This is a genomic window from Methanobrevibacter thaueri, from assembly GCF_015062905.1.
Classification (GTDB): Archaea; Methanobacteriota; Methanobacteria; order Methanobacteriales; family Methanobacteriaceae; genus Methanocatella; species Methanocatella thaueri_A.
Window position 1 is genome coordinate 78413 of the sequence record NZ_SUTK01000003.1, and the last position, 20361, is coordinate 98773.

Genomic DNA, 20361 nt, shown 5'->3' on the forward strand with positions numbered 1-20361 from the left:
ATAATTATATTATGTATATTATACTTTTATGTTTTGATATTATTAAATTTGTGTACATATATTGAAATCGTTTCATTTAATAATGAGTCAACTAATTTTTTATACAATTAATTTTAGAATAGTATTATGGTAAAAATATCTGTTATTCTACCGGCTTTTAATTCGCAAAACTATATTGAAAAAGCAATCGGAAGCGTTCTGGCACAGAAATTTGTAGATTTTGAGTTAATCATTGTAAATGACGGATCAACAGACAGCACATTAGATATCATAAGCTCTTTTAGCGACAATAGAATCACAATCATCGACCAGCCAAACCAGGGTCCGGGAGCAGCTAGAAACAATGCCCTGAAAATAGCCAATGGGGATTATGTTATGTATCTAGATTCGGATGATTGGTTCTGTCCTGATGCACTGGATATAGCCTATGCGGAAATTACAAAATTTGATGCAGATTTGACATTTTTTCAGATGATCAATTATAACGGTGAGAAATACTACGGAAATGACTGGTTTGACATGAAAACCTTTGACGAAAGCTTTGAAAACAGGGCTTTCAAACCGAGCGAGACTCCCGGTTCCATTTTTGATCTGTCTGTGGGGGTCTGTCAAAAAATATACAACAGAAATTTTCTTGAAAAAATCAATGCAAAATTCCTTGAAGGAATATTCTTTGAGGACATGCCGTTCTTTTACTATGTTTATCTCAAGGCAGAAAGGATATCAATAATAAAAATGCCCCTGTATGTCAGAAGAAAGCATGAAAAGTCAATCACCAATGTTGTTGACGAGAAGTTCTTTGACACTGTGCCTGCAGGTCAAGAACTTATGAGGATTTTCATTGAAAATGGATGGTATGATGCATACAAGTTCGACCTTCTTGCCTATAAAATCAATGGGCCTCGATTTGCTTTAAGGGACATGCCACTAAAATATAAGTCACACATGTTTGATTTGATTAAAAGGGACTATGAATCAATTAAATCAACTAAATATTATGAGGACTTTTTGACTCAACTTGGTCCCGTAAAAAAGAAGTTCTTTTTGGATGTTTTGAAGTCAGGAGATTATGAGGAATTCAGTAAAACATCCCGCTGAATCCCATATTTTTACATACGCAGTACCTGCAAAGTGACCTTTCGTCATGAAGAGCTGTCAAGCGTGGTTTGCAGTAGTACTCACCATCTGAGTAATATACATCATCACTTTTATCTTTACTGAATGGATGCAGCGGCTTTTTGGCAATCAAAGCCAGATACAATGATATGTTTTCGGTGAATCGTTTGGTTTCATCATCACCTCCGGCATACCTTTCAAAATAAAATCCGATGTCGCCGCGCATATTTTTAATCACGCCATCTTTAATTTCAAAATCGTCTGTTATTTCAACGGCATAAATCTCATCATAAACTTCGCTGTTATATTTTGCAAGCTTTTTGGTCAACGGATCCCTATATCTCGGGTCGGTTACCTTGTTTCTCAAATAGTCTATTGGATAGTTTTCCAGATCCTTTCTGATAATTGACAATAGTTTTGACGCCTTCATAAAATCCCTTTTTTTGAAAGGAGTTCCCTTGGATTGTCTACAATTGCCTTCATAGCCTCTTCATGTGTCAGTCCTGCACCTAAAGCGATTTCGTATGACTTTTCAAAGGTTATTATGTTATCAGGTGAGTGTGTATCGGTGTTCACGAGCAGATTGTTTCCCACTTCACGTGCAATGTTTGCAACATGGCCGTTTCCAAGACAATGTCCCTGCCTTGCGGAAATTTCCAGGTAAATGTCATTTTTCTTTGCTATTTCAGCTTCCTCAACGGTAATCAGGCCAGGATGGCCTAAGATGTCAACATGTTCGGATTCAACGGCTGCCCTGTTGGTTCCTGGAGTAACGGGTTCGTTCAATGTCTCTCCATGGACAACCACAATCTTTGCTCCCAGCTCTTTGGCACGAGCTGCAATCCCGTCAATTGATTCGCATGGTGCATGGGTCACTTCGGCGCCTAAAACGACGGTTATGTCCCATTTGCTGTTGATGTCATCAATGGCGTCCTGGATGGCAGGTATTGTATCCACGTTTGACCAGTCTACATGGTCTGTTATAGCTATGGCTTCATGGTTCAGTTTCAATGCTCTTCTTGCAAGTTCTGACGGCAGAAGTTCTCCGTCACTGAATAAACTGTGCATATGTAAATCGATTCTTTTAGTCATATAATAATTTATATAGAATATAGAATATATATTTATATAACCTAAAATTTTGAGGTATAAAAATGAAAGCAAAAGCAGTTAAAATGGCAGATGGTGTTTATTGGGTTGGTGTAATCCATTGGCACAGCAGGACTTTCCATGGATATGGAATTCCAGGAACCACATACAATGCATATTTGGTATTCGGTGAAGAAAAAACCGTATTGATTGATAATGTTTACAGAGGAATGTTCGAGCAGTTCGATGCAAGGGTAAAGGACGCATTCGAACAGGAAGGAAAAGAATTCAAAATTGACGTATTCGTTCAAAACCACTCCGAAATGGACCATTCCACATTCTTAAGGCAAACCATAGAAGAGTACAATCCTGATGCTGAAATCTACGCATCACAAAATTGTATAAACTTCCTTGAAGCACAATATCACAATTTCGGCGATTTGGAAATCAATGCCGTAGCAACCGGTGATGAGCTGGACATCGGAGGAAGAACCCTCAAATTCATTTCAGCACCAATGCTTCACTGGCCTGACAGCATGTTCACACTGCTTGCAGAAGAAGGCATACTGTTCTCAAATGACGCATTCGGTCAGCATGTGGCTCATTCCAAAAGATTCGATGAGTTTTATGACACAAACTATCTTCTTAGGGAAGCACAGAAATACTATGCTAACCTGGTGACTTTAGGCTCCCCAATGCTTAGGATGAAACTGGATGAATTGACCAATACAGGATTGATCAATGACATCAAGATGATTGCACCATGTCACGGTCAAATCTGGAAAAATCCGGCTCCAATCGTTGAAAAATACAAAGAATGGGGATCAGGTGTATGTAAGGACAAAATCACAGTTATCTTTGACACCATGCATCACTCAACCGAGAAATTGGCTTATCAAATTGCTGAAGGTATCATGAGCGAAGGAGTTGAAGTTGCAATGTACTTCATGCAGGAAGATGGTCCTGATGACGTAATTACCGATATTTTGGACTCTAAGGCAATTGCACTCGGTGCTCCTACAATGATGAACAAGCCGTTCCCAAGAATAGGTAACATGATGTACTGGCTTGACTGTGTCAACTTCAAAGGAACCGGAAGCGAGAAAAGCGCTTTGATATTCTCATCCAAAGGATGGGGTGGAGGTGCTGTTGCAAAACTTCAACGTGACCTTGAGGAAGCAGGATTTACCGTAACCGATACATTGGATGTATTGTTCGTCCCTGATGAGGATGTTTTAGCTGAAGCATTCGAAAAAGGTGTGGAACTCGCTCGTTCAATTAAGGAATAGTCAAAAGACTATTTCCCATTATTTTTTTTAAAATCATGATTGTTGTAAATCGCAACTAAGGTGATGATATGTCAAGCATTGTAATATATTTTTCAAGAAGTGGTGAAAACTACTTCGGAGGAGAACTCAAAAACATTGAAAAGGGAAATACCGAAGTGATTGCCGAATACATCCAGGAACTGGATGGTGCAGACCTGTTTAAGGTTGAACCGGCAGTTGAATATCCTGCAGACTACATGGAATGCATCGATGTTGCTCAAAAGGAACAGCAGGCAGATGCAAGGCCGGAAATCAGGGAAACTTTGGAGAGCATCGCTGAGTATGATACAGTATACATTGGATTTCCGAACTGGTGGGGCACATTGCCGATGCCAATGTTTACCCAATTGGAACAACTGGATTTTGCAGGAAAATCTGTAAAACCTTTTGTAACACATGAAGGATCAGGTTTCGGCTCATCACAAAAGGATTTGGCGAAACTGTGTGAAGGTGCAGACATTAAAAATGGTCTGTCAATTCCCGGCGCAAATGTATATGATGCAAAGGAAACCGTAAAATCATGGATTGAAGATTGATTCAATTTTTAATTTCTTTTTTTATTATTTTATTAAAAAATCAATTTTGATATTAGATTGTTTTTGTCATATATTTTTTATATTTCTTTTCTAGAAAATGGTTTATGTAAATTATTTGCTATATTAGTTGAATGGTCTCGCATTTCTTATAGTTACTATTTAAATAATATTCATGAAAAAAAATATGTTTATATATTGTTATTTTTGTTATTTTGTTCATTTATTAATATTTTTTATTATCAAAAGTTTTAAATAATAATTTATATTAATATATTTGTACGCAATAGTTATTTAAAGAAATATAGTTATTGTTAAAAAATGAATATTTTTTAAAAAATATTTATTTAAATGAAAAATCAATTAATAAAAATTTGATTTACACATAATTTAAATAATATATAATGTGATTTATTCGTTAGATCAAATCTTAAAATAAATATAAAAAATCAAATGTACGCAGAATTTAGCTGAGAATGATTGGTATTTTTCGGTTTAGTGCTGTTGATAGTGTGCATGATTGGCCAGTGGCCAGTTCTGTTTCGTTATTAATGGGCATGCTGATAATTGGGGATATTATTTATTAAGATGTTTAAATTAACTGGAAATAAATTTAATTTATATTATTAAATTATTGAATTTGATTAGTTTATATTTTGATTTGACTCTCATTTGAGGGAAAAAATGAAATTTAATAAACTATTTAAAATTTTATTGGTATTGATTGTATTATTAGTATTTTTGAATGCTGTTGCGGCTTCAGATGAAATGGATTCATTTGGGGTTGGAGCAGAAGATGGTAATTTGGCTGTAGAAAATAATGATGTTTCTGATGCTTTAAAATCTTCAGATGGAGATGTTTTGGGTGACGGAAACAGTTGGTATGTAGATGCAGGTGCTGCGACTGGTGGAGACGGTTCACAATCTAGTCCTTACTCTGATTTACAAAGCGCATTATCCAATTGTAATGAGGGCGACGTTATTCACATAATGCCTGGAACATATAAAGGAACCTCTAATACAGGTTTGACAATCGGCGTTAACAACTTGACAATCGTTGCTGATGAGGGAACACCTGTTTTTGATGGTGAAAACACTCGTCAGATCTTTAAGATTACAGGAAATAATGTTGTTTTAAAAGGATTGCAGTTGACCAAAGGTAAAACCACTAACGGTGGTGCATTATATCTTGATGGGGACAATATTTGTGTGGATAAATGTACAATAAATTCCAATAATGCCAACAATGGCAGAGGTGGCGGAATTTATATTGCAGCCCATGAGGGTATTTCAATCATAAATTCAAAGATTAATGGAAATAAAGCCACTTATTTCGCCGCCGGAATCTATAACACTGGTTCAAATACATTAATTGCAAATTGTAGTTTTTATGACTCAACTGCACGTAATGCCGGTGGAATTTATTCAGATAAAAAAATAAAAATTGTTAATTCAACTGTATCTTCAGCAAAAACTACTATTATAAACATATATGGTGGTGGAATTTATCTTCAGGGTGCACGTGCTTCAGGTTCATTGATTGATAATGTCAGATTCTCATCCTGTTATTCCGACCAGGGTGGAGCAATCGCGTTAAAGGACTGTGACAATATCACTGTCAACAATTGTGAAATTTCAAATTGTATAGCTATATCTATAAACGATGTATATAATGGTGATGGTGCAGGAATTTGGATGAACGGAAAAAATAACGTTATCAACAATACTCGTATGCATGATAATAATGCACCAGGTTATGGTGTTGTGTATGTTCATGATTCCTCAGAAAACACTATAATTAATAATTGTTCATTCTATAGGAATACTGCAGATTATGATGGTTCAGCAATATACTCTATTGCTAGCAATGTAATAATAAATAATTCAGAGTTCGTTAAAAATCATTGTTCCAGATATGGTGGTGCAATATGTATCAAATATGGTGAGAATGATTCAGTCCTAAACTCTAAATTTGAGGGTAATTATGCGGAAAAAGGTGGAGCTATTTATCTTGGACCCGGTGCCTATTGTAAAGATCCGAAAGTGGATAACTGTACCTTTGTAAACAATGGAGTATTTCCGAAACCTCCATTTGATAGAAATATGACTAAAGGTGGAGCAATATTTTCATTAGCTTACAATCCTACCATAACTAATTCAAATTTCACTCATAATGTTGGACTTATGGGTGGAGCAATAGTGTTTGAGTATGGACACAATACCCTTGAAAATGATACTTTTGTAGGAAATATCGCTGAAAGATATGGTGGTGGAGCAATCTCCAGTACTAGGCAAGGCGATACCATAAACAACTGTACATTCATCAATAATCAGGCTAAAGGATATGGTGGAGCTATAGGTGCTGATTATCCGACAATCACAAATTCTAAATTTATTGGAAACACTGCTTTCCATGGTGGAGCGATTTGCACTATCCTTGCAAATGTTTCAAATTCAGAGTTTTATGACAATTCCGCTGATGATGGATGGTATATAGTGGCTGCTACTGAATTGATTGAAAACAATAACGTTCATCCTGGACAAGATTCCATTTCATTACATCATACAAAGTATATGTACATGACTTATGATTCAAAAAAAGGAATAACATATGTGGATGGCTATACTGCATTTTGTGTTGAAGAAGATGCAGATGCTCCAAAATATGGAGTAATGTGGGAAGATTTAAGGTTTTTACAAAACTCCTTATCTGAAGAGTATGTAGGTGAATATCTTAAAATTTTAATGTTCAAATATTGGAATGATGAATCCGATTATGCATCATTCAGAGATATAATAAACATCTTCACTGATCATGATTTCAAAAGCAACAACAACGCGATTGTTAATGATGTCGTTTCACTGTATGATTCCGGATTCAGAGTCCCAACCAATGGTGCATTAAGATTAAATGATGACGGAACCGTAGAGATTTTTAACTTCGGAGAAATAATTGTCCCTTCATCAACTCAAAACGTATTCGTGTTCACTGTAAACAAGACAAACTTGACAGTTGAAAAAGAGGTTTTAACCAATCCTGTAGTAATCGGAAAACAGGTTGACTTTAATATCACTGTTAAAAACACAGGGGAATGCAATCTTACATCAGTATGGATAAACGAAACAGGATTCAGCAATGGATTGGTATATGATTCATTCAGATCCCCATTCAATTGGAATTATGATGCAACTAAAAATCTTTGGATACTGAACGAAACATTAGAAATCGGCAAAACTGCATTTGTTATTCTAACTTTCAATGTAACAGACTCAGGAATAATGGAGAACAACGTTTCTGTAGGATTTTCCAATCATACTTTCGGAAATGACACTGTCATTTTCCCGGTCTATATTCCGAATATGACCGTAGAAAAAGTCTCTCTGACTCCGGAAGTTACAGTTGGAATGCCTGCGTTTTTCATGATTCGCATCAACAATACAGGCGAATGTGAATTAAGCAATATTAATGTTACTGAAATGAATTCCCAAGGTTTAAGTTATCAGGACTTTTCCGATACAACCGGTAAATGGATTTTTATCGGTACAATGGACAAACCTAAATGGCAATACAACGGCACCCTGCAGGTGGGTGAGTCTGCCGAGATAATGGTGATATATAACACTTTAAAGGCAGGTACCTTCACTAATGTAGTGGCTGTTGACAACAACCAGACAGAGGGCAGCGGTAAAAACGACACTGTTATCCATGAGCCTATGTTAAGTGTTGTAAAAATTACCATGACTCCAAAGGTCGCTGTTGGCGAGTTAACAAGCTTCCTTATTCGTGTTACAAATACTGGAGACTGTGATTTGGAAGATGTCTATGTAAAAGAGCTCAAATTCGATGGTTTGGTTTATGATCATTTCACATCAGTTTCAGGCAGATGGTCCTTTGATGGCAAAAATAAATGGACTTATGATGGCATTTTGGCTGAAGGTGAAAGGTCTCAGTTTACAGTATTCTTTAAAACCATTAAGGTAGGTAATTTCACTAACATCGTTGTTGCAGGCAGTAATTCAACCAATGAAACAACTGCAAAGAATGTTACAGAAACATTTGAAAATAAAACCGACAACAACAATACCAATAATACAAATAACTCAAACAACAAAAATAGGAAAAATGATACTACAAACACAACCTCTAATGTACCTGAAGATTTGAAGGGAACTGATGTGGACTTAAAAAGGGCAACTGGTAATCCTCTGTTTGCTTTATTGGCTGTTCTTTTGATTCTTAGTGTATCAGGAATTAGAAAATTTAAAAAATAAATAGAAGTTTTTTAACTTCTACTTTTTTCTCTTTTTTTTTAATGTTTATTTTAAAACTAGTTTTTTTGGCCAATCGTCAAATCATTTGGCAAACATTATGAATCTGCGTTTAGATACTCTCAAAATCTTTTTAAATTATTTTTATCACTGAATAATCTTTAAAGAAAACAATTCATATATCCTTTCAATGATTAACTTTATATAGGATATTTTACAAAATAATATTTAGGCATAACTAAATTAATGTGAGGTGTAATTATGAGTGATATGGCCGAAGCAAGAAGACATATGCATGAAAGACAGGAACTAGAAAAGAAAAAAAGTAAATCTAAAGTCAGAAAAGTCAAAAACTTCTTTTTTGGATGCTGTAAAAACAAATAATGTTGGATTAATCTTTTAATTTTCTAATTTTTTTCAAAATCAAATTATTTTTAAAAAATTTTAATTAATTTAAAAACATAATATAAATTATGTCAAATTCAGTTTTTGTTCCTGGCCACATTACCGGGTTTTTCACTATAGAAGACCATGACATAACTCTTAAAAAGGGGTCATGCGGTGCAGGATTCTTATTGTCTCAAGGAGTCAAGACAACTGTTTCGAATTCCAGTGAATTAACGGTTGATGTTAATCAGGGAGGCTCAACGGTAATCGATGAGGTCTTAAATATTTTGGAAATTGACACTGATTTTAAAGTCACACAGGACATTCAGCTGCCTATTGGGGCAGGATTCGGAACGTCTGCCGCTTCAGCGCTGAGTCTGACTCTTGCCCTGAATGAGTTTTTGGATTTGAGCTATTCGGCTGAATTGTGCGGTCAGATTGCACACATGGCTGAAGTCAACCTGGGTGCAGGTTTGGGCGATGTTATTGCACAGACTGGACAGGGTATGGTTTTAAGGGTTGAGCCAGGCGCTCCGGGAATTGGCAAGATCAAATCATTCAAGCATGAATGCTTTGTGGCATGGAAGACTTTTGGAGGCATTGAAACCTCAAGTATCATTCAAGATCCGCACCATAAGCAGGTGATATCCGATGTGGGCTTGAAATATCTTGAATATTTTGAGGAAAAGCCGAGCCTAAGGAATTTCCTGGATTTTTCAAACAGGTTTTCCCATGAGACAAAATTGATGTCGGAGGATGTGAAAAATCTAGTTGATTATTTTGATTCCAGGCCTGATATTTTAGGCACTTCCATGGCTATGCTTGGAAATACGGTATTTGCATTTGCCGAAAATGAAGATGCCTTCAAAAATGTGGAAGTTGAAAACTTGCATATAGATAAACTCAACAATGTCGGGATAGTTTATGATTAAGTTATGTTATGATGTAAAAAAATATCGCAGTGATCTGCTAGAACTGGTTGAAGCGGACGATACGGTAATTGAATTGGGATGTCATGTGGGGGGCACCACAAAACTGATGGCTCCTGAATGTAGGGTGATTGCCGTGGACAATTCTCCTGAGGCAGTCGATGAGATGAAAAACATCGAAAATGTGCAATTCATTCCGGGGGATGTTCGCCGGCATGAGATTATTGCCGAAGCTTATAAGATTACTCAATCATGTGATGTATTGGCAATTGATTTGGGAGGAGGATATCATCCAGATACTACTTTCAAGGTGTTCTATATCTGGTCCAGCACATTCAAACCAAAACATACTGTGATAAGGAACCGAGGACTTTTGGAATTCTTCAATTCTGCGAGTGTTGGCGAGGAGGATTACCGCACAACTACGGGTTATCTTGAAAGCTATCATGATTCGGGCATTCCTCCATTGATAAAGGAATTCGACTTGTGGACACCGAAACTCAAAAAATAGTTAAGTTTAAAATTAATATAAAATCAAATTTTTTACATATATTAAAACATGTATAGACTATCAAAGACTTTGTATTAAACTTAAAAAAATATAATAAGTGAATTTAAATCATTGTTTAGAGCATTTAATATCTTATTAATAATTCATTTAAATGGATATATCTGTTTTTATATTTTTGTATAATTACTATTATATATCATAATCACTAAAAATATAATTCATAAGTAAAAAGGTTGTAAAAATGATAGGTAAAAAAATCCGTTTAGAAAGAATCATAAATAGAAATACTGGTAGAACTGTAATTGCACCTATGGATCATGGTGTGTCAAGCGGACCGATTCCTGGAATCATCGATATGGATGAGACAGTTGAAGAGATCTCCCAAGGTGGAGCAGATGCTATTCTCATGCACAAAGGAATTGTAAAGCAAGGTCACCGTGGTTACGGTAAGGATATAGGTCTTATCGTTCACTTGTCAGCAAGTACTTCTCTTGCACCTGACCCAAACGATAAGGTTACAGTAACAAGTGTCGAAAAGGCAATTCAGTTAGGTGCCGATGCGGTATCCATTCACGTAAACCTGGGTTCAGAAACCGAAAGTCAGATGCTACAGGAATTAGGTAGCATTGCAGAAACCTGCGACTACTGGGGCATGCCTCTTCTTGCAATGATGTACCCACGTGGACAAAAGGTTGAAAACGAGCATGATGTGGAATTCGTAAAGCATGCTGCCCGTGTAGGATCAGAACTTGGTGTGGATATTGTAAAAACCAACTACACAGGAGACCCTGATTCATTCAAAGAAGTTGTTGAAGGAGCAATTGTGCCTGTAGTAATTGCCGGCGGACCGAAAATAGACACCGATGAGGAATTGTTGCAGATGGTTAAGGATTCCCTTGAAGTCGGTGGAGCAGGAGTTGCATTTGGACGTAACCTCTTCCAGGCAGAAAACCCTGGAAAAATCACCCGTGCAATTTCCGAAATCGTCCATCATGATGCTGATGTTGACGAAGCAATGAAATTCTTAGACTAGGTGGAATAATGCAGAACAAATTCGCTTGGATATCAACACCTGATGAAGTGTGGGAAGACAAGAAAGAGATGATTACAACTGCATTGGAATCAGGAATCGACCATGTTCTAGACCTTGACGACATTGAAAACATCAGGAAATTGGGAAACGTGAAGATAATCTCCAACAGTGATGATGCGGACATCTATCTGGTCGGAATAAATGGTGAAGGCGATGGATTCATAGAGTTGAATGAGGATTTTAAGGATTCAGTTGATATTGCAAATGCAAAAAAAGCAAAAAGCGAAGGAAAAAAAGTATGCGCATATGTAGTAATCACCGATAAGGCACATGAGCAATTGGCAGTGAAACTTGGAGAAGTCGTGGACTATGTCATCCTTGTCGGAACCGACTGGACAATCATTCCACTTGAAAACATCATTGCAGATTTGCAGAAGGTTGATGTTGAAATCATTGCTGCAGTACGTGACCTTGACGGAGCCCGCGTTGCACTTGAAACACTGGAACACGGAACCGATGGAATAATATTTGAAGCCAATGACTTCAATCAAATCAAAAAAATTGCACAGGAAGTTGTTGAAGCGTCACAGGCAAAATATGAACTCCAGATTGCTACCGTAACCAATGTAAAGCCATTGGGTTCAGGGGACCGTGTCTGTGTTGATACAACCGACATGATGAAGCCGGGTGAAGGAATGCTTATCGGTTCATATTCAAAATCAATGTTTTTGGTTCACTCCGAAAGTTTGGAAAGCGAATATGTTGCATCACGTCCATTCAGGGTAAATGCAGGGCCTGTTCAGGCTTATGTTATGGTGCCGGGCAACAAGACAAGATACCTGTCTGAACTGGTTGCCGGAGATGAGGTATTGATTGTCAATACCAAAGGTGAAACCAGAACAGCTTATGTCGGAAGAAGTAAAATCGAAAGAAGACCATTAATACTAATTGAAGCTGAATATGAAGGACAAATCATCAGAACATTACTTCAAAATGCTGAAACAATCAGAATAGTTGATGAAAACGACAATCCTCTGTCAGTGGCTGACGTAAAGCCGGGTGATAAGGTAAAGGTATACATTGAATCAAATGCCCGCCACTTCGGAATAGCGATTGATGAAACAATTATCGAACAATAGGTGTTTTTGATGTCACAGATAAGAGCATTTCTTGCCATTGATTTGGATGATGACTTAAAGCCAAAGATAAACAAGATTATCAGGGAATTCAAAAAAACGGATGCAAGAATAAAATATGTGGATTTAGTTAACCTACATTTGACCTTAAAATTCTTTGGCGAAATTGATACTGAAGGTCTGAATTTGCTTGAAGACGCAATATCCAATGTTTTAGGCGAATTTGACTCATTCAATATTAAAATTAAAGGCTGCGGAGCATTTCCTAACAATAACCGCATCAATGTCATTTGGGTGGGAATTGATGAGGATTCCATCATAAGGGACATGCATGACAAGTTGGATAAGGAATTTGTTCGCTTAGGTTTGGATAAGGACAGGAAATTCTCAACACACCTGACAATAGGACGCATGAAATCAGCTAAAAACAAGAATAAAGTAAAATCAACAATAGAAGAGTTCAGTGATGTTGAAATCGGCGAGATGGAAGTGACAAAAGTATCCCTTAAAAAATCAACCCTGACACCTGCCGGACCGATATATGAAGATTTGAAGATATTTGAATTATGATGACCATGGATTATGAAGCTATACTAAAAGATATTAAACCTACTGAAGCTGAAAAAAAGCATATTTTCAGTGTATCAGACAGTATAATGAAGTTCCTGCAAAATGCATGTGATGATAAGGGCATTGACGCCAACATAAATTTGGTGGGGTCCGTTGCTAAAAATACTGCACTTAAGGGAAAATCGGATATCGATATCTTTATAGCTTTTCCATTGGGAACTGAAAAGAAATACCTGAAAGATAAGGGTCTCGAGCTGGCCCATGAATGCTGTGATGAGTTCGGAGTCACCGCCCAACATCATTTTGCATCACATCCCTATGTGACAACCGATATTGAAGGATGTGAGGTTGACATTGTTCCATGCTATGCCATCGAAAGTGGCGACCAGTTGCAATCTGCCGTCGACAGGACCATTTTGCACACCCGTTATGTAAAGGCCAATTTAAGTGAAAGCCAGCAGGATGAAGTTCTGCTGTTGAAACGATTCATGGCAATGACTGGCACTTACGGTTCAGAGTTTAAGGTTGGCGGATTTGCCGGTTATCTGTGCGAACTGCTGATACTCAAATATGGCGATTTTGAAAAAACACTGAAAGCAGCAATCAATTGGAAATTTGGGCACGTGATAGATATTGAAGAATACGGCACTTCAAAAAAATTCAGGGATCCGTTAATCGTCATTGATCCTACTGATAAGAATCGTAATGTCGGTGCTGCCTTAAGATTGGATAAGATGGCTGAATTTATCCAGTCAGCCCGAAATTATATATTTTCTGATAACAAGAAAGATTATTTTTACCCATTAAACAAAAATCTAAATAAGGATGATATTCTGGAGGAATTTGAGACAAGAAACAGTGATTTAATAGCATTTAAATTCAGAATTCCGGACATTCCTTTGGACACTCTGCATCCTCAGCTTAGAAAGACCTGCCAGGCATTGGAAAGGAAACTGAATGGTGAGGAGTTCAATGTATTCAAGGCAGACTATTGGAGTGATGAAACAGATTATTGTGTTATTCTCCTTGAAATGGCTTCATCACACTTAAACAATGTTAAAGTTAATGTGGGGCCTAAAGTATTTATTACACAGGCCTGTGAGAATTTTGTGGCCAAGTATGGTCGTGAAAACTGTTATATTCAGGATGATTTTCTAGTGCACATGCAGAAAAGGGAATTCGTTGATGCAGTAGACATGATCAGATATATTTTAACAACTGAACATATAGGATTGATAAAAGTTGGAAAAAACCTTAAAAAGAGCATTATCAACACTTATGAGTTCATCGACATTGATGAAGTTGATATTGACTTTTTAGATGATTTCCTAAATCCTGGCCAATACATTGTAAGGTGAACAAATGGAAAAGACCGAAGAAATAGACTTAATCGTAAACCATCCGAAAAAAGCGATAAATAAGTTGGCCTTACCTATCATTATTTCAAACTTATTTATGATGCTGAATAACATTATCGACGGGATATGGGTATCCGGCTTGGGTCCGGACGCTCTTGCAGCAGTCGGTTTTGTAACACCTTTATTTTTGGCGATGGTCGGCTTTGCAAACGGTATGGGTGCAGGTTCAAACAGTCTGATTGCCAGATACATTGGAGCTGAAGACTATCACAATGCTGGAAACAGTGCAATTCACTCTATAATGCTAAGCATAATTGTTACCGTTATAGCAACCATTTTTATGCTGATTATTCTAAAGCCACTTCTTTTGATTATGGGAGCAGGAGAAATCATAGATTTGACAATGACCTACGGAAGCATTGTCCTTGGAGGTATATTTTCAATATTTCTTCCTGCGATGATGGCAGCCATCTTCAGGTCACAGGGTGAAATAAGACGCGCATCATATCCTTTGCTTTTTACAGCTGTCATAAACATGATTCTGGACCCTATTTTCATTTATTACTTTAATCTTGGAGTCGGAGGTGCTGCAGTTGCCACCGTTTTATCCGGTACACTTCCTATGTTTCTGATGATTTATTGGATGTTTTATAAAAGGGACAGCTTTCTGGAAGTCAAGATGAGTGAATACAAGAGGGATTTTGGAATATATAAGGATATCCTTGTTGTCGGAATTCCTGCAAGTCTAGAGCAGTTTATCCTTTCATTTGTATCCATACTGATGAACTATTGGCTGACATTGCTTTCGGGAACAGTTGCCGTTGCGGCATATACTGCCACATGGAGGCTGGTTGCAATGGGAATGGCTCCGCTGATAGGTATTGGTATGGCCGCATTGACCGTTGGAGGGGCAGCTTATGGGGCACGTAACTTGAATAACTTCAAGACGGCCATGAATTATGGCGTAAAGCTGGGATTGATATCTTCAGTTATAATCTGTGCGTTCCTGTTTGTATTTGCCGAGCCGCTGTCATACATCTTCTCATACTCAGCAGATGCGGCAGTCCTGTCTGCAAGGGTTATCGATTGTCTGCATATCCTATGCTTCTTTATCGTATTGATGCCTTTCGGTATTGTGGCAGGAAACCTTTTCCAGGCAATGGGCAAAGGTACAATATCACTTGCCCTGACATTTCTAAGGGCATTCATCTTAGAGGTTCTCTTTGCCGGACTGTTTGCATTCGCATTCAATCTTGCAGATATCGGAATTTACATAGGAATGGTCGTTGGAATGTCAATAGGATGCATATTCAATTACATTTACATTAATTATTATCTAAACAAACATGAGGATTACTTCACACCAAAAAGGTGATTTGATGAGTGAAAAAACATACATATACGAATATGGCCGGGATGAATTGAGCGAATTGTCAGACATTGAACTGAAAGCATTGAAAAAGGCGTCACGGCTCAATGACAAAATGCTTGACCTCAAGATTTTGATTGATGAAATCGACTATGATTGGGGAGAATATCTTGATTTTCTAGAGAATGAAAAGATTTCCAAAATCTGTGAATTCAGAGGTGGCCAATGCATAGATTTTGATGAGGAATTGCTGAATGCCATTGTAAATACATTGAAAAAATCACTAAATGACACTAACAAATCCATAAACTACAACCATAAAAAAATAGGATTGAACCGTGTGCTTGACGGATAACATTTTAGAAACTTTTATTTAATTCAGTTGTTATATTATTAATCATGACTGAGATTAAAAAACTCACCGCCGACGTTGATGTCGAAGAGTACTACAAAAACTATGTAGACTTCGAAAAATTCTCCAAATTATGCATAGAAGAACAGGAGATGCTTGGATATAACTGGAGCTACCCTCCTTTTGATTTTGATGTCGATGAGCTGTGGAACTCCTATAACAAGCTCAAGATTGTGGCATTCAAGATAGAATTTTCAGATGAGGAGCTGGAGCACACATTTTCAGAAATAGAATTGAACCATATTCTCAAGAGATTTGAAAGGTTCAAGGCCAGGCTGATGAATGATATCTATGTGCTGGAGAATGAGGATTCACAGGCACTGTTTTTGGGCAAATGCAATCTTTGCATGAAGTGCACAAGGGAATTCGGAATGCACTGTAAGATGCCGTTTAAAATGCGGTATCCTCTGGAGGCATTGGGTGCCGATGTCGACCAGACTGTTGAGGATATTTTCGGATTAAAGATCCATTATGCTCATGATGGCAAGCTGCCTGAATATCTTATATTCGTTGGCGGCCTGCTTTATGACAAAAAAATTGGGTGATATCATGAAAGTAAGTGTAATTGGAGGAACTGGACCACAAGGACTTGGAATTGCTGAAAGATTAGCAATTGCAGGTGTAGATGTAATTGTCGGTTCCAGAAAAGAAGAAAAAGCATTGGACGTCGTTGCAAAAGCAAAAGAAGACTTAGCAGATTATGATTTATCTATGGTAGGTATGGCAAACGAAGATGCTGCCCGTGAAGGTGATGTGCTTATTTTGACAGTACCATTGGCCGCTCAAAAGCCAACAGTCGAAGGAATCAAAGAGTTCTGTAACGACAAGATTGTCATGGATGCAACAGTACCACTGGAAACAGCAATCGGAGGAAAACCATTCAGATTCGTCGACCTCATGGAGGGATCCGCTGCTGAAAGAACCGCTTCCATCCTTGACGGAACCGGTGCAAAAGTAATCTGTGCATTTTGTAACATCTCAAACTCTCACCTTTCAAACATTCCAGAAGAAATCGACTGTGACTGTTTGATTGCAGGTGATGATGCTGATGCTAAAGCCACAGCTGCTGAAATTATTGACAAAATCCCTGGTATTAAAACAATTGACTGTGGAATACTGGAAAAAGCAAGAATAATCGAAAAAATCACTCCACTGTTGATTGGTTTAAACATCAAATACAAATCACATTACGGTGGTTTAAGAATTACTGGAATTCCTGCACTTGACAAAGACTGATTCGATTATTATGGATTCAATTGAGGCTCTAATTGGAAAGAATATTGATGAAGTGTCCTTAATTGAATCAAAAACTTTTTTTATTGCACCTCTGAAGTATTCAACTAAAGTTTGCGGAAAGCGATATCCTTCAGATAAGCTTAAAATATCTGATTTGGATTATTTTAACATGATTTCATTTTCACAGCTTTTCAAAAAGGAAGCGTTATTGATAATTTGGCATGATGAAACGGGCATTATAACCGATTTGGAGATATATTACCTGAGCAACGATTTTGATATCCTATTTCAAGATTACTACATCATCAAAAAAGCCATTGATGATGGTCAAGCCCATAAACTGAGGGAAGGTGATACCAGATATTTGGGAGCTTCAAGATTAAGTGAAAAAGTGCCCCAGCCAAATAGCATCAAATTAGCAAATAAACGCGAACTAGTTTTAAAAAAGAGATATCTGCAAAAAATCATCAATGAAATCAAGATTTAAACTAAAATATTTATATAGTATTTTTTATAAATATTGTTATATATTTAATAATTTTTGGAGTTGGGATGTTTGCTAAATAAAAAAATTATTATTTTAATGTTATTGATTAGCTTATTTGCCATCTCAGCTGTTAATGCGCAAGACAATGTAACTTGTGACAATGATGTTGCTATTTTTGATGATGAGGTCGTGCTGAATGCATCTGCAAATAGTTTCGCAGAGTTAAATCATGCAATCAATGACAATGAGGATGTTAATATCTATTTTGATCATGATTTTACATTTGATAATGATACAGATTCCGAGTTTAAGGATGGAATTTTGATTAACCGGTCTGTTAACATATTCGGTAATGGACATATGATTAATGCTACAGGCAATGCAAGAATATTCAACATCATATCTGAAAATGTCTTTATAAATGGAGTTAACTTTGTTAATGGATATGCTCAAAACGGAGGAGCAATAACAGGAAACTCCTATGCGGTCATAGATTGTAAATTTATTTCAAATAATGCAGATAATTTTGGTGGCGCTATCTTCAATGGTAATGCGGAAAACTGTACCTTTGAAGGCAATACTGCAATGAATGGCGGTGCAATATATAATGGTTCTGCTAAAAACTGTACTTTTAACTCAAATGAGGCCTCATTCGGCGGTGCAATATATGATACATATGCAATATATTGTGAATTCACATCCAATTATGCCCTTGTTAGCTCAGGTGCAATGGAAGGAGGTTCCGCTTATAATTGCACATTCAATAGAAATTCTGCGTTAAAATATGGAGCCGCATCAAAGGCGAATTTAATCAAATGTTATTTCAATGATAATAATGCTTCCACTTTCGGCGGAGCAATTGGAGGTGACTGCTTTGCCAATAATTGTATATTCATTAATAATTATGCAGCAAACGAAGGTGGAGCGGTTTATGCATCTTATGTAAACAATTCCGAGTTTTGGGACAATCATGCAACCCATGGAGGAGCCATTTCCGGAAATGTTCATTCTGTTGAAAATTCAATGTTCTTTAACAATTATGCAAAAGAAAGAGGTGGAGCATTAAACAATATTTATGCTTATGGCTGTGAATTCAGAAGAAATCATGCTCAGGAAGGAGGAGCGATGTATGGAAGTTCCGCCAAAAACTGTACTTTCATAAGTAATTATGCAACCGATTCAAGCGGTGCAATAAAAGGATATTCTGAAGAATGCTTATTTATAGATAATTCTGCATATAGGGCGGGAGCTTGTGAAGGGGATTCATTGAATTCCAAATTCGAGGAAAATCATGCAACAACCGGCGGAGCGATTTACGGCAATTTCGTTAATGACTGTATTTTTATAGAAAACTATGCCAATGAAGGCGGTGCAATCTATGGAGGCTCTGCAGTTTTATGTGATTTCATCGAAAATCATGCAAAGACCGGCGGAGCGATGTATAGCGGTGCCGCTGTCAGATCAAATTTCACAGGAAATGTAGCTAATATTTCCGGTGGAGCCCATTACAGAACATCCCTTACAGATTGCATATTAAAAGATAATCTTCCAAAATATAAATTGACCGTTACAGACTTTGAAGCGATTTACGGTTTCGGTGGAGAAATCAGAGTAAAACTGTCAGATTCCCAAAGCTACATGATAAACAACATTAGAACATTAGTGAAAATATATGATTCAGATAATAAACTCGTATTTGTTTCTACATGCTTAAGCGGAGGAACCTGTTTTGTAGACCTTGACCTTGGAGAATTCACCATGGTTGTGAGTATGGATGACAGCAACTATAATGCCGATCCGGTAACCAGCCATATAACTATTAAAAAGGCATCTTCATTTTATGTTAAAGGCGTAACCGCAACCTATGGCATCAACAATCCTCTTATTATAAACCTGCATGATGCAGACGGTTCAATAATCAAAAATACCAAAGTAAAGGTAAATGTCGACGGTGTTATAAAAACATATACTACAAACAAAAACGGTCAAGTATTGTTAGACACATCCAGTTATAATCCTGGTACACATAAGGTCACAGTCACTTTTAACGGAAACAGCAAATACTTCAAGTCATCAACTTCATCTACCATAACCGTTAAAAAGGCAAAACCGTTCATTATCGTATCAAAAATGAAATACTATGCAAGCGAAAAGGTAAAAAAATTCTATATGATTTTAAAGGATAATCGTTATAGAGCCATGAAAAATACTAAAGTCACATTAAAGGTCAACGGCAAGACCTACACTGCTAAAACCAATTCTAAAGGTAGGGCTACCTTTAAAATAACTAAATTAAATAAGAAAGGCAAATTTACCGCCACTGCCAAATATGGTGGAAACAACTATTATGTTGCGGTGTCTGGCTCTGCAAAAATCACAGTTAATAAAGGATGAATTATTGTCAAATCATTTCGTTGAACCTCTCCGGCTTGTAGAAGCCGGAGATTCTTAGGCCATGCCTATTTTTTCGTCAAAGCATTTCCATTCATAATAATATGTGGATTTTCCTTGACCATTAGGCATGAAATCTACTAAGCATAGCACCATTGAACCAGTGGCGCGTAGACCTTCGTCTAAAATGTTTTTTGCAGCATTTAC

General features: G+C 37.0%; 19 protein-coding genes. 17 read left to right on the plus strand and 2 right to left on the minus strand.

The genetic code is table 11. The annotated features are described in order from the left end of the window. Window positions 1–126: 126 nt before the first annotated feature. Window positions 127–1098 (plus strand): glycosyltransferase family 2 protein, encoded by a 972-nt coding sequence (locus E7Z79_RS01330; RefSeq protein ID WP_303738181.1) that lies wholly within the window; start codon window positions 127–129, stop codon window positions 1096–1098. Here the strand turns inward: E7Z79_RS01330 and E7Z79_RS01335 are convergent. Both E7Z79_RS01335 and E7Z79_RS01340 read right to left on the minus strand, forming a co-directional pair. After that, on the minus strand, window positions 1079–1546 hold the full coding sequence (locus E7Z79_RS01335) for a DUF2115 family protein (RefSeq protein WP_303738182.1): 468 nt from the start codon (window positions 1544–1546) through the stop codon (window positions 1079–1081). The genes E7Z79_RS01330 and E7Z79_RS01335 overlap by 20 nt on opposite strands. Further along, entirely contained in the window at window positions 1543–2208 is a 666-nt protein-coding gene (locus E7Z79_RS01340; protein WP_303738183.1) for a histidinol phosphate phosphatase domain-containing protein, read from the minus strand. Before E7Z79_RS01340 ends, E7Z79_RS01335 begins: the two co-directional genes overlap by 4 nt. A gap of 62 nt (window positions 2209–2270) precedes the next feature. Here E7Z79_RS01340 and E7Z79_RS01345 point away from each other — a divergent pair, with 62 nt between their 5' ends. From E7Z79_RS01345 to E7Z79_RS01420, 16 genes are all read left to right on the plus strand, one after another. Continuing rightward, complete coding sequence (locus E7Z79_RS01345) at window positions 2271–3494, plus strand: FprA family A-type flavoprotein (protein ID WP_303738184.1); 1224 nt, start codon at window positions 2271–2273, stop codon at window positions 3492–3494. A 68-nt stretch (window positions 3495–3562) separates the two neighbouring features. Next, window positions 3563–4069: a flavodoxin gene (locus E7Z79_RS01350; RefSeq protein ID WP_303738185.1), complete on the plus strand. Its 507-nt coding sequence runs from the start codon at window positions 3563–3565 to the stop codon at window positions 4067–4069. 681 nt (window positions 4070–4750) lie between these two features. Beyond that, window positions 4751–8338, plus strand: a complete 3588-nt coding sequence (locus E7Z79_RS01355; RefSeq protein WP_303738186.1) for a right-handed parallel beta-helix repeat-containing protein — start codon at window positions 4751–4753, stop codon at window positions 8336–8338. A 258-nt stretch (window positions 8339–8596) separates the two neighbouring features. After that, window positions 8597–8719, plus strand: a complete 123-nt coding sequence (locus E7Z79_RS01360; RefSeq protein ID WP_303738187.1) for a hypothetical protein — start codon at window positions 8597–8599, stop codon at window positions 8717–8719. Window positions 8720–8808: 89 nt separating this feature from the next. Next, a complete protein-coding gene (locus E7Z79_RS01365) occupies window positions 8809–9654 on the plus strand; it encodes a pantoate kinase (RefSeq protein WP_303738188.1) in 846 nt (281 codons plus the stop codon). Further along, on the plus strand, window positions 9647–10162 hold the full coding sequence (locus E7Z79_RS01370) for a trans-aconitate 2-methyltransferase (protein WP_303738189.1): 516 nt from the start codon (window positions 9647–9649) through the stop codon (window positions 10160–10162). Before E7Z79_RS01365 ends, E7Z79_RS01370 begins: the two co-directional genes overlap by 8 nt. 241 nt (window positions 10163–10403) lie before the next feature. Further along, window positions 10404–11195, plus strand: a complete 792-nt coding sequence (locus E7Z79_RS01375; protein WP_303738190.1) for a 2-amino-3,7-dideoxy-D-threo-hept-6-ulosonate synthase — start codon at window positions 10404–10406, stop codon at window positions 11193–11195. Window positions 11196–11203: 8 nt separating this feature from the next. Then, on the plus strand, window positions 11204–12334 hold the full coding sequence (locus E7Z79_RS01380) for a 3-dehydroquinate synthase II (RefSeq protein WP_303738191.1): 1131 nt from the start codon (window positions 11204–11206) through the stop codon (window positions 12332–12334). 9 nt (window positions 12335–12343) lie between these two features. Then, a complete protein-coding gene (gene thpR / locus E7Z79_RS01385; protein WP_303738192.1) occupies window positions 12344–12901 on the plus strand; it encodes an RNA 2',3'-cyclic phosphodiesterase in 558 nt (185 codons plus the stop codon). Window positions 12902–12906: 5 nt separating this feature from the next. After that, entirely contained in the window at window positions 12907–14259 is a 1353-nt protein-coding gene (cca, locus tag E7Z79_RS01390) for a CCA tRNA nucleotidyltransferase (protein ID WP_303738193.1), read from the plus strand. A 4-nt stretch (window positions 14260–14263) separates the two neighbouring features. Then, a complete protein-coding gene (locus tag E7Z79_RS01395) occupies window positions 14264–15634 on the plus strand; it encodes an MATE family efflux transporter (RefSeq protein ID WP_303738194.1) in 1371 nt (456 codons plus the stop codon). Between the two features lie 4 nt (window positions 15635–15638). Beyond that, complete coding sequence (locus E7Z79_RS01400) at window positions 15639–15983, plus strand: hypothetical protein (protein WP_303738195.1); 345 nt, start codon at window positions 15639–15641, stop codon at window positions 15981–15983. Window positions 15984–16027: 44 nt separating this feature from the next. Continuing rightward, window positions 16028–16585: a DUF2284 domain-containing protein gene (locus E7Z79_RS01405; RefSeq protein ID WP_303738196.1), complete on the plus strand. Its 558-nt coding sequence runs from the start codon at window positions 16028–16030 to the stop codon at window positions 16583–16585. Between the two features lie 4 nt (window positions 16586–16589). Continuing rightward, a complete protein-coding gene (gene npdG, locus E7Z79_RS01410; RefSeq protein WP_303738197.1) occupies window positions 16590–17276 on the plus strand; it encodes an NADPH-dependent F420 reductase in 687 nt (228 codons plus the stop codon). Window positions 17277–17286: 10 nt separating this feature from the next. Next, complete coding sequence (locus E7Z79_RS01415; RefSeq protein ID WP_303738198.1) at window positions 17287–17763, plus strand: hypothetical protein; 477 nt, start codon at window positions 17287–17289, stop codon at window positions 17761–17763. A 102-nt stretch (window positions 17764–17865) separates the two neighbouring features. Beyond that, on the plus strand, window positions 17866–20157 hold the full coding sequence (locus tag E7Z79_RS01420) for an Ig-like domain-containing protein (protein ID WP_303738199.1): 2292 nt from the start codon (window positions 17866–17868) through the stop codon (window positions 20155–20157). The last annotated feature ends 204 nt before the right edge of the window (window positions 20158–20361 follow it).

Coding starts and splice junctions, on each gene's coding strand:
- thpR (WP_303738192.1), top strand. CDS start 12,344: ATGTCACAGATAAGAGCATTTCTTGCCATTGATTTGGATGATGACTTA.
- E7Z79_RS01395 (WP_303738194.1), top strand. CDS start 14,264: ATGGAAAAGACCGAAGAAATAGACTTAATCGTAAACCATCCGAAAAAA.
- E7Z79_RS01345 (WP_303738184.1), top strand. CDS start 2,271: ATGAAAGCAAAAGCAGTTAAAATGGCAGATGGTGTTTATTGGGTTGGT.
- E7Z79_RS01335 (WP_303738182.1), bottom strand. CDS start 1,546: ATGAAGGCGTCAAAACTATTGTCAATTATCAGAAAGGATCTGGAAAAC.
- npdG (WP_303738197.1), top strand. CDS start 16,590: ATGAAAGTAAGTGTAATTGGAGGAACTGGACCACAAGGACTTGGAATT.
- E7Z79_RS01405 (WP_303738196.1), top strand. CDS start 16,028: ATGACTGAGATTAAAAAACTCACCGCCGACGTTGATGTCGAAGAGTAC.
- E7Z79_RS01330 (WP_303738181.1), top strand. CDS start 127: ATGGTAAAAATATCTGTTATTCTACCGGCTTTTAATTCGCAAAACTAT.
- E7Z79_RS01365 (WP_303738188.1), top strand. CDS start 8,809: ATGTCAAATTCAGTTTTTGTTCCTGGCCACATTACCGGGTTTTTCACT.
- E7Z79_RS01340 (WP_303738183.1), bottom strand. CDS start 2,208: ATGACTAAAAGAATCGATTTACATATGCACAGTTTATTCAGTGACGGA.
- E7Z79_RS01375 (WP_303738190.1), top strand. CDS start 10,404: ATGATAGGTAAAAAAATCCGTTTAGAAAGAATCATAAATAGAAATACT.
- cca (WP_303738193.1), top strand. CDS start 12,907: ATGGATTATGAAGCTATACTAAAAGATATTAAACCTACTGAAGCTGAA.
- E7Z79_RS01360 (WP_303738187.1), top strand. CDS start 8,597: ATGAGTGATATGGCCGAAGCAAGAAGACATATGCATGAAAGACAGGAA.
- E7Z79_RS01380 (WP_303738191.1), top strand. CDS start 11,204: ATGCAGAACAAATTCGCTTGGATATCAACACCTGATGAAGTGTGGGAA.
- E7Z79_RS01415 (WP_303738198.1), top strand. CDS start 17,287: ATGGATTCAATTGAGGCTCTAATTGGAAAGAATATTGATGAAGTGTCC.
- E7Z79_RS01350 (WP_303738185.1), top strand. CDS start 3,563: ATGTCAAGCATTGTAATATATTTTTCAAGAAGTGGTGAAAACTACTTC.
- E7Z79_RS01355 (WP_303738186.1), top strand. CDS start 4,751: ATGAAATTTAATAAACTATTTAAAATTTTATTGGTATTGATTGTATTA.
- E7Z79_RS01370 (WP_303738189.1), top strand. CDS start 9,647: ATGATTAAGTTATGTTATGATGTAAAAAAATATCGCAGTGATCTGCTA.
- E7Z79_RS01400 (WP_303738195.1), top strand. CDS start 15,639: ATGAGTGAAAAAACATACATATACGAATATGGCCGGGATGAATTGAGC.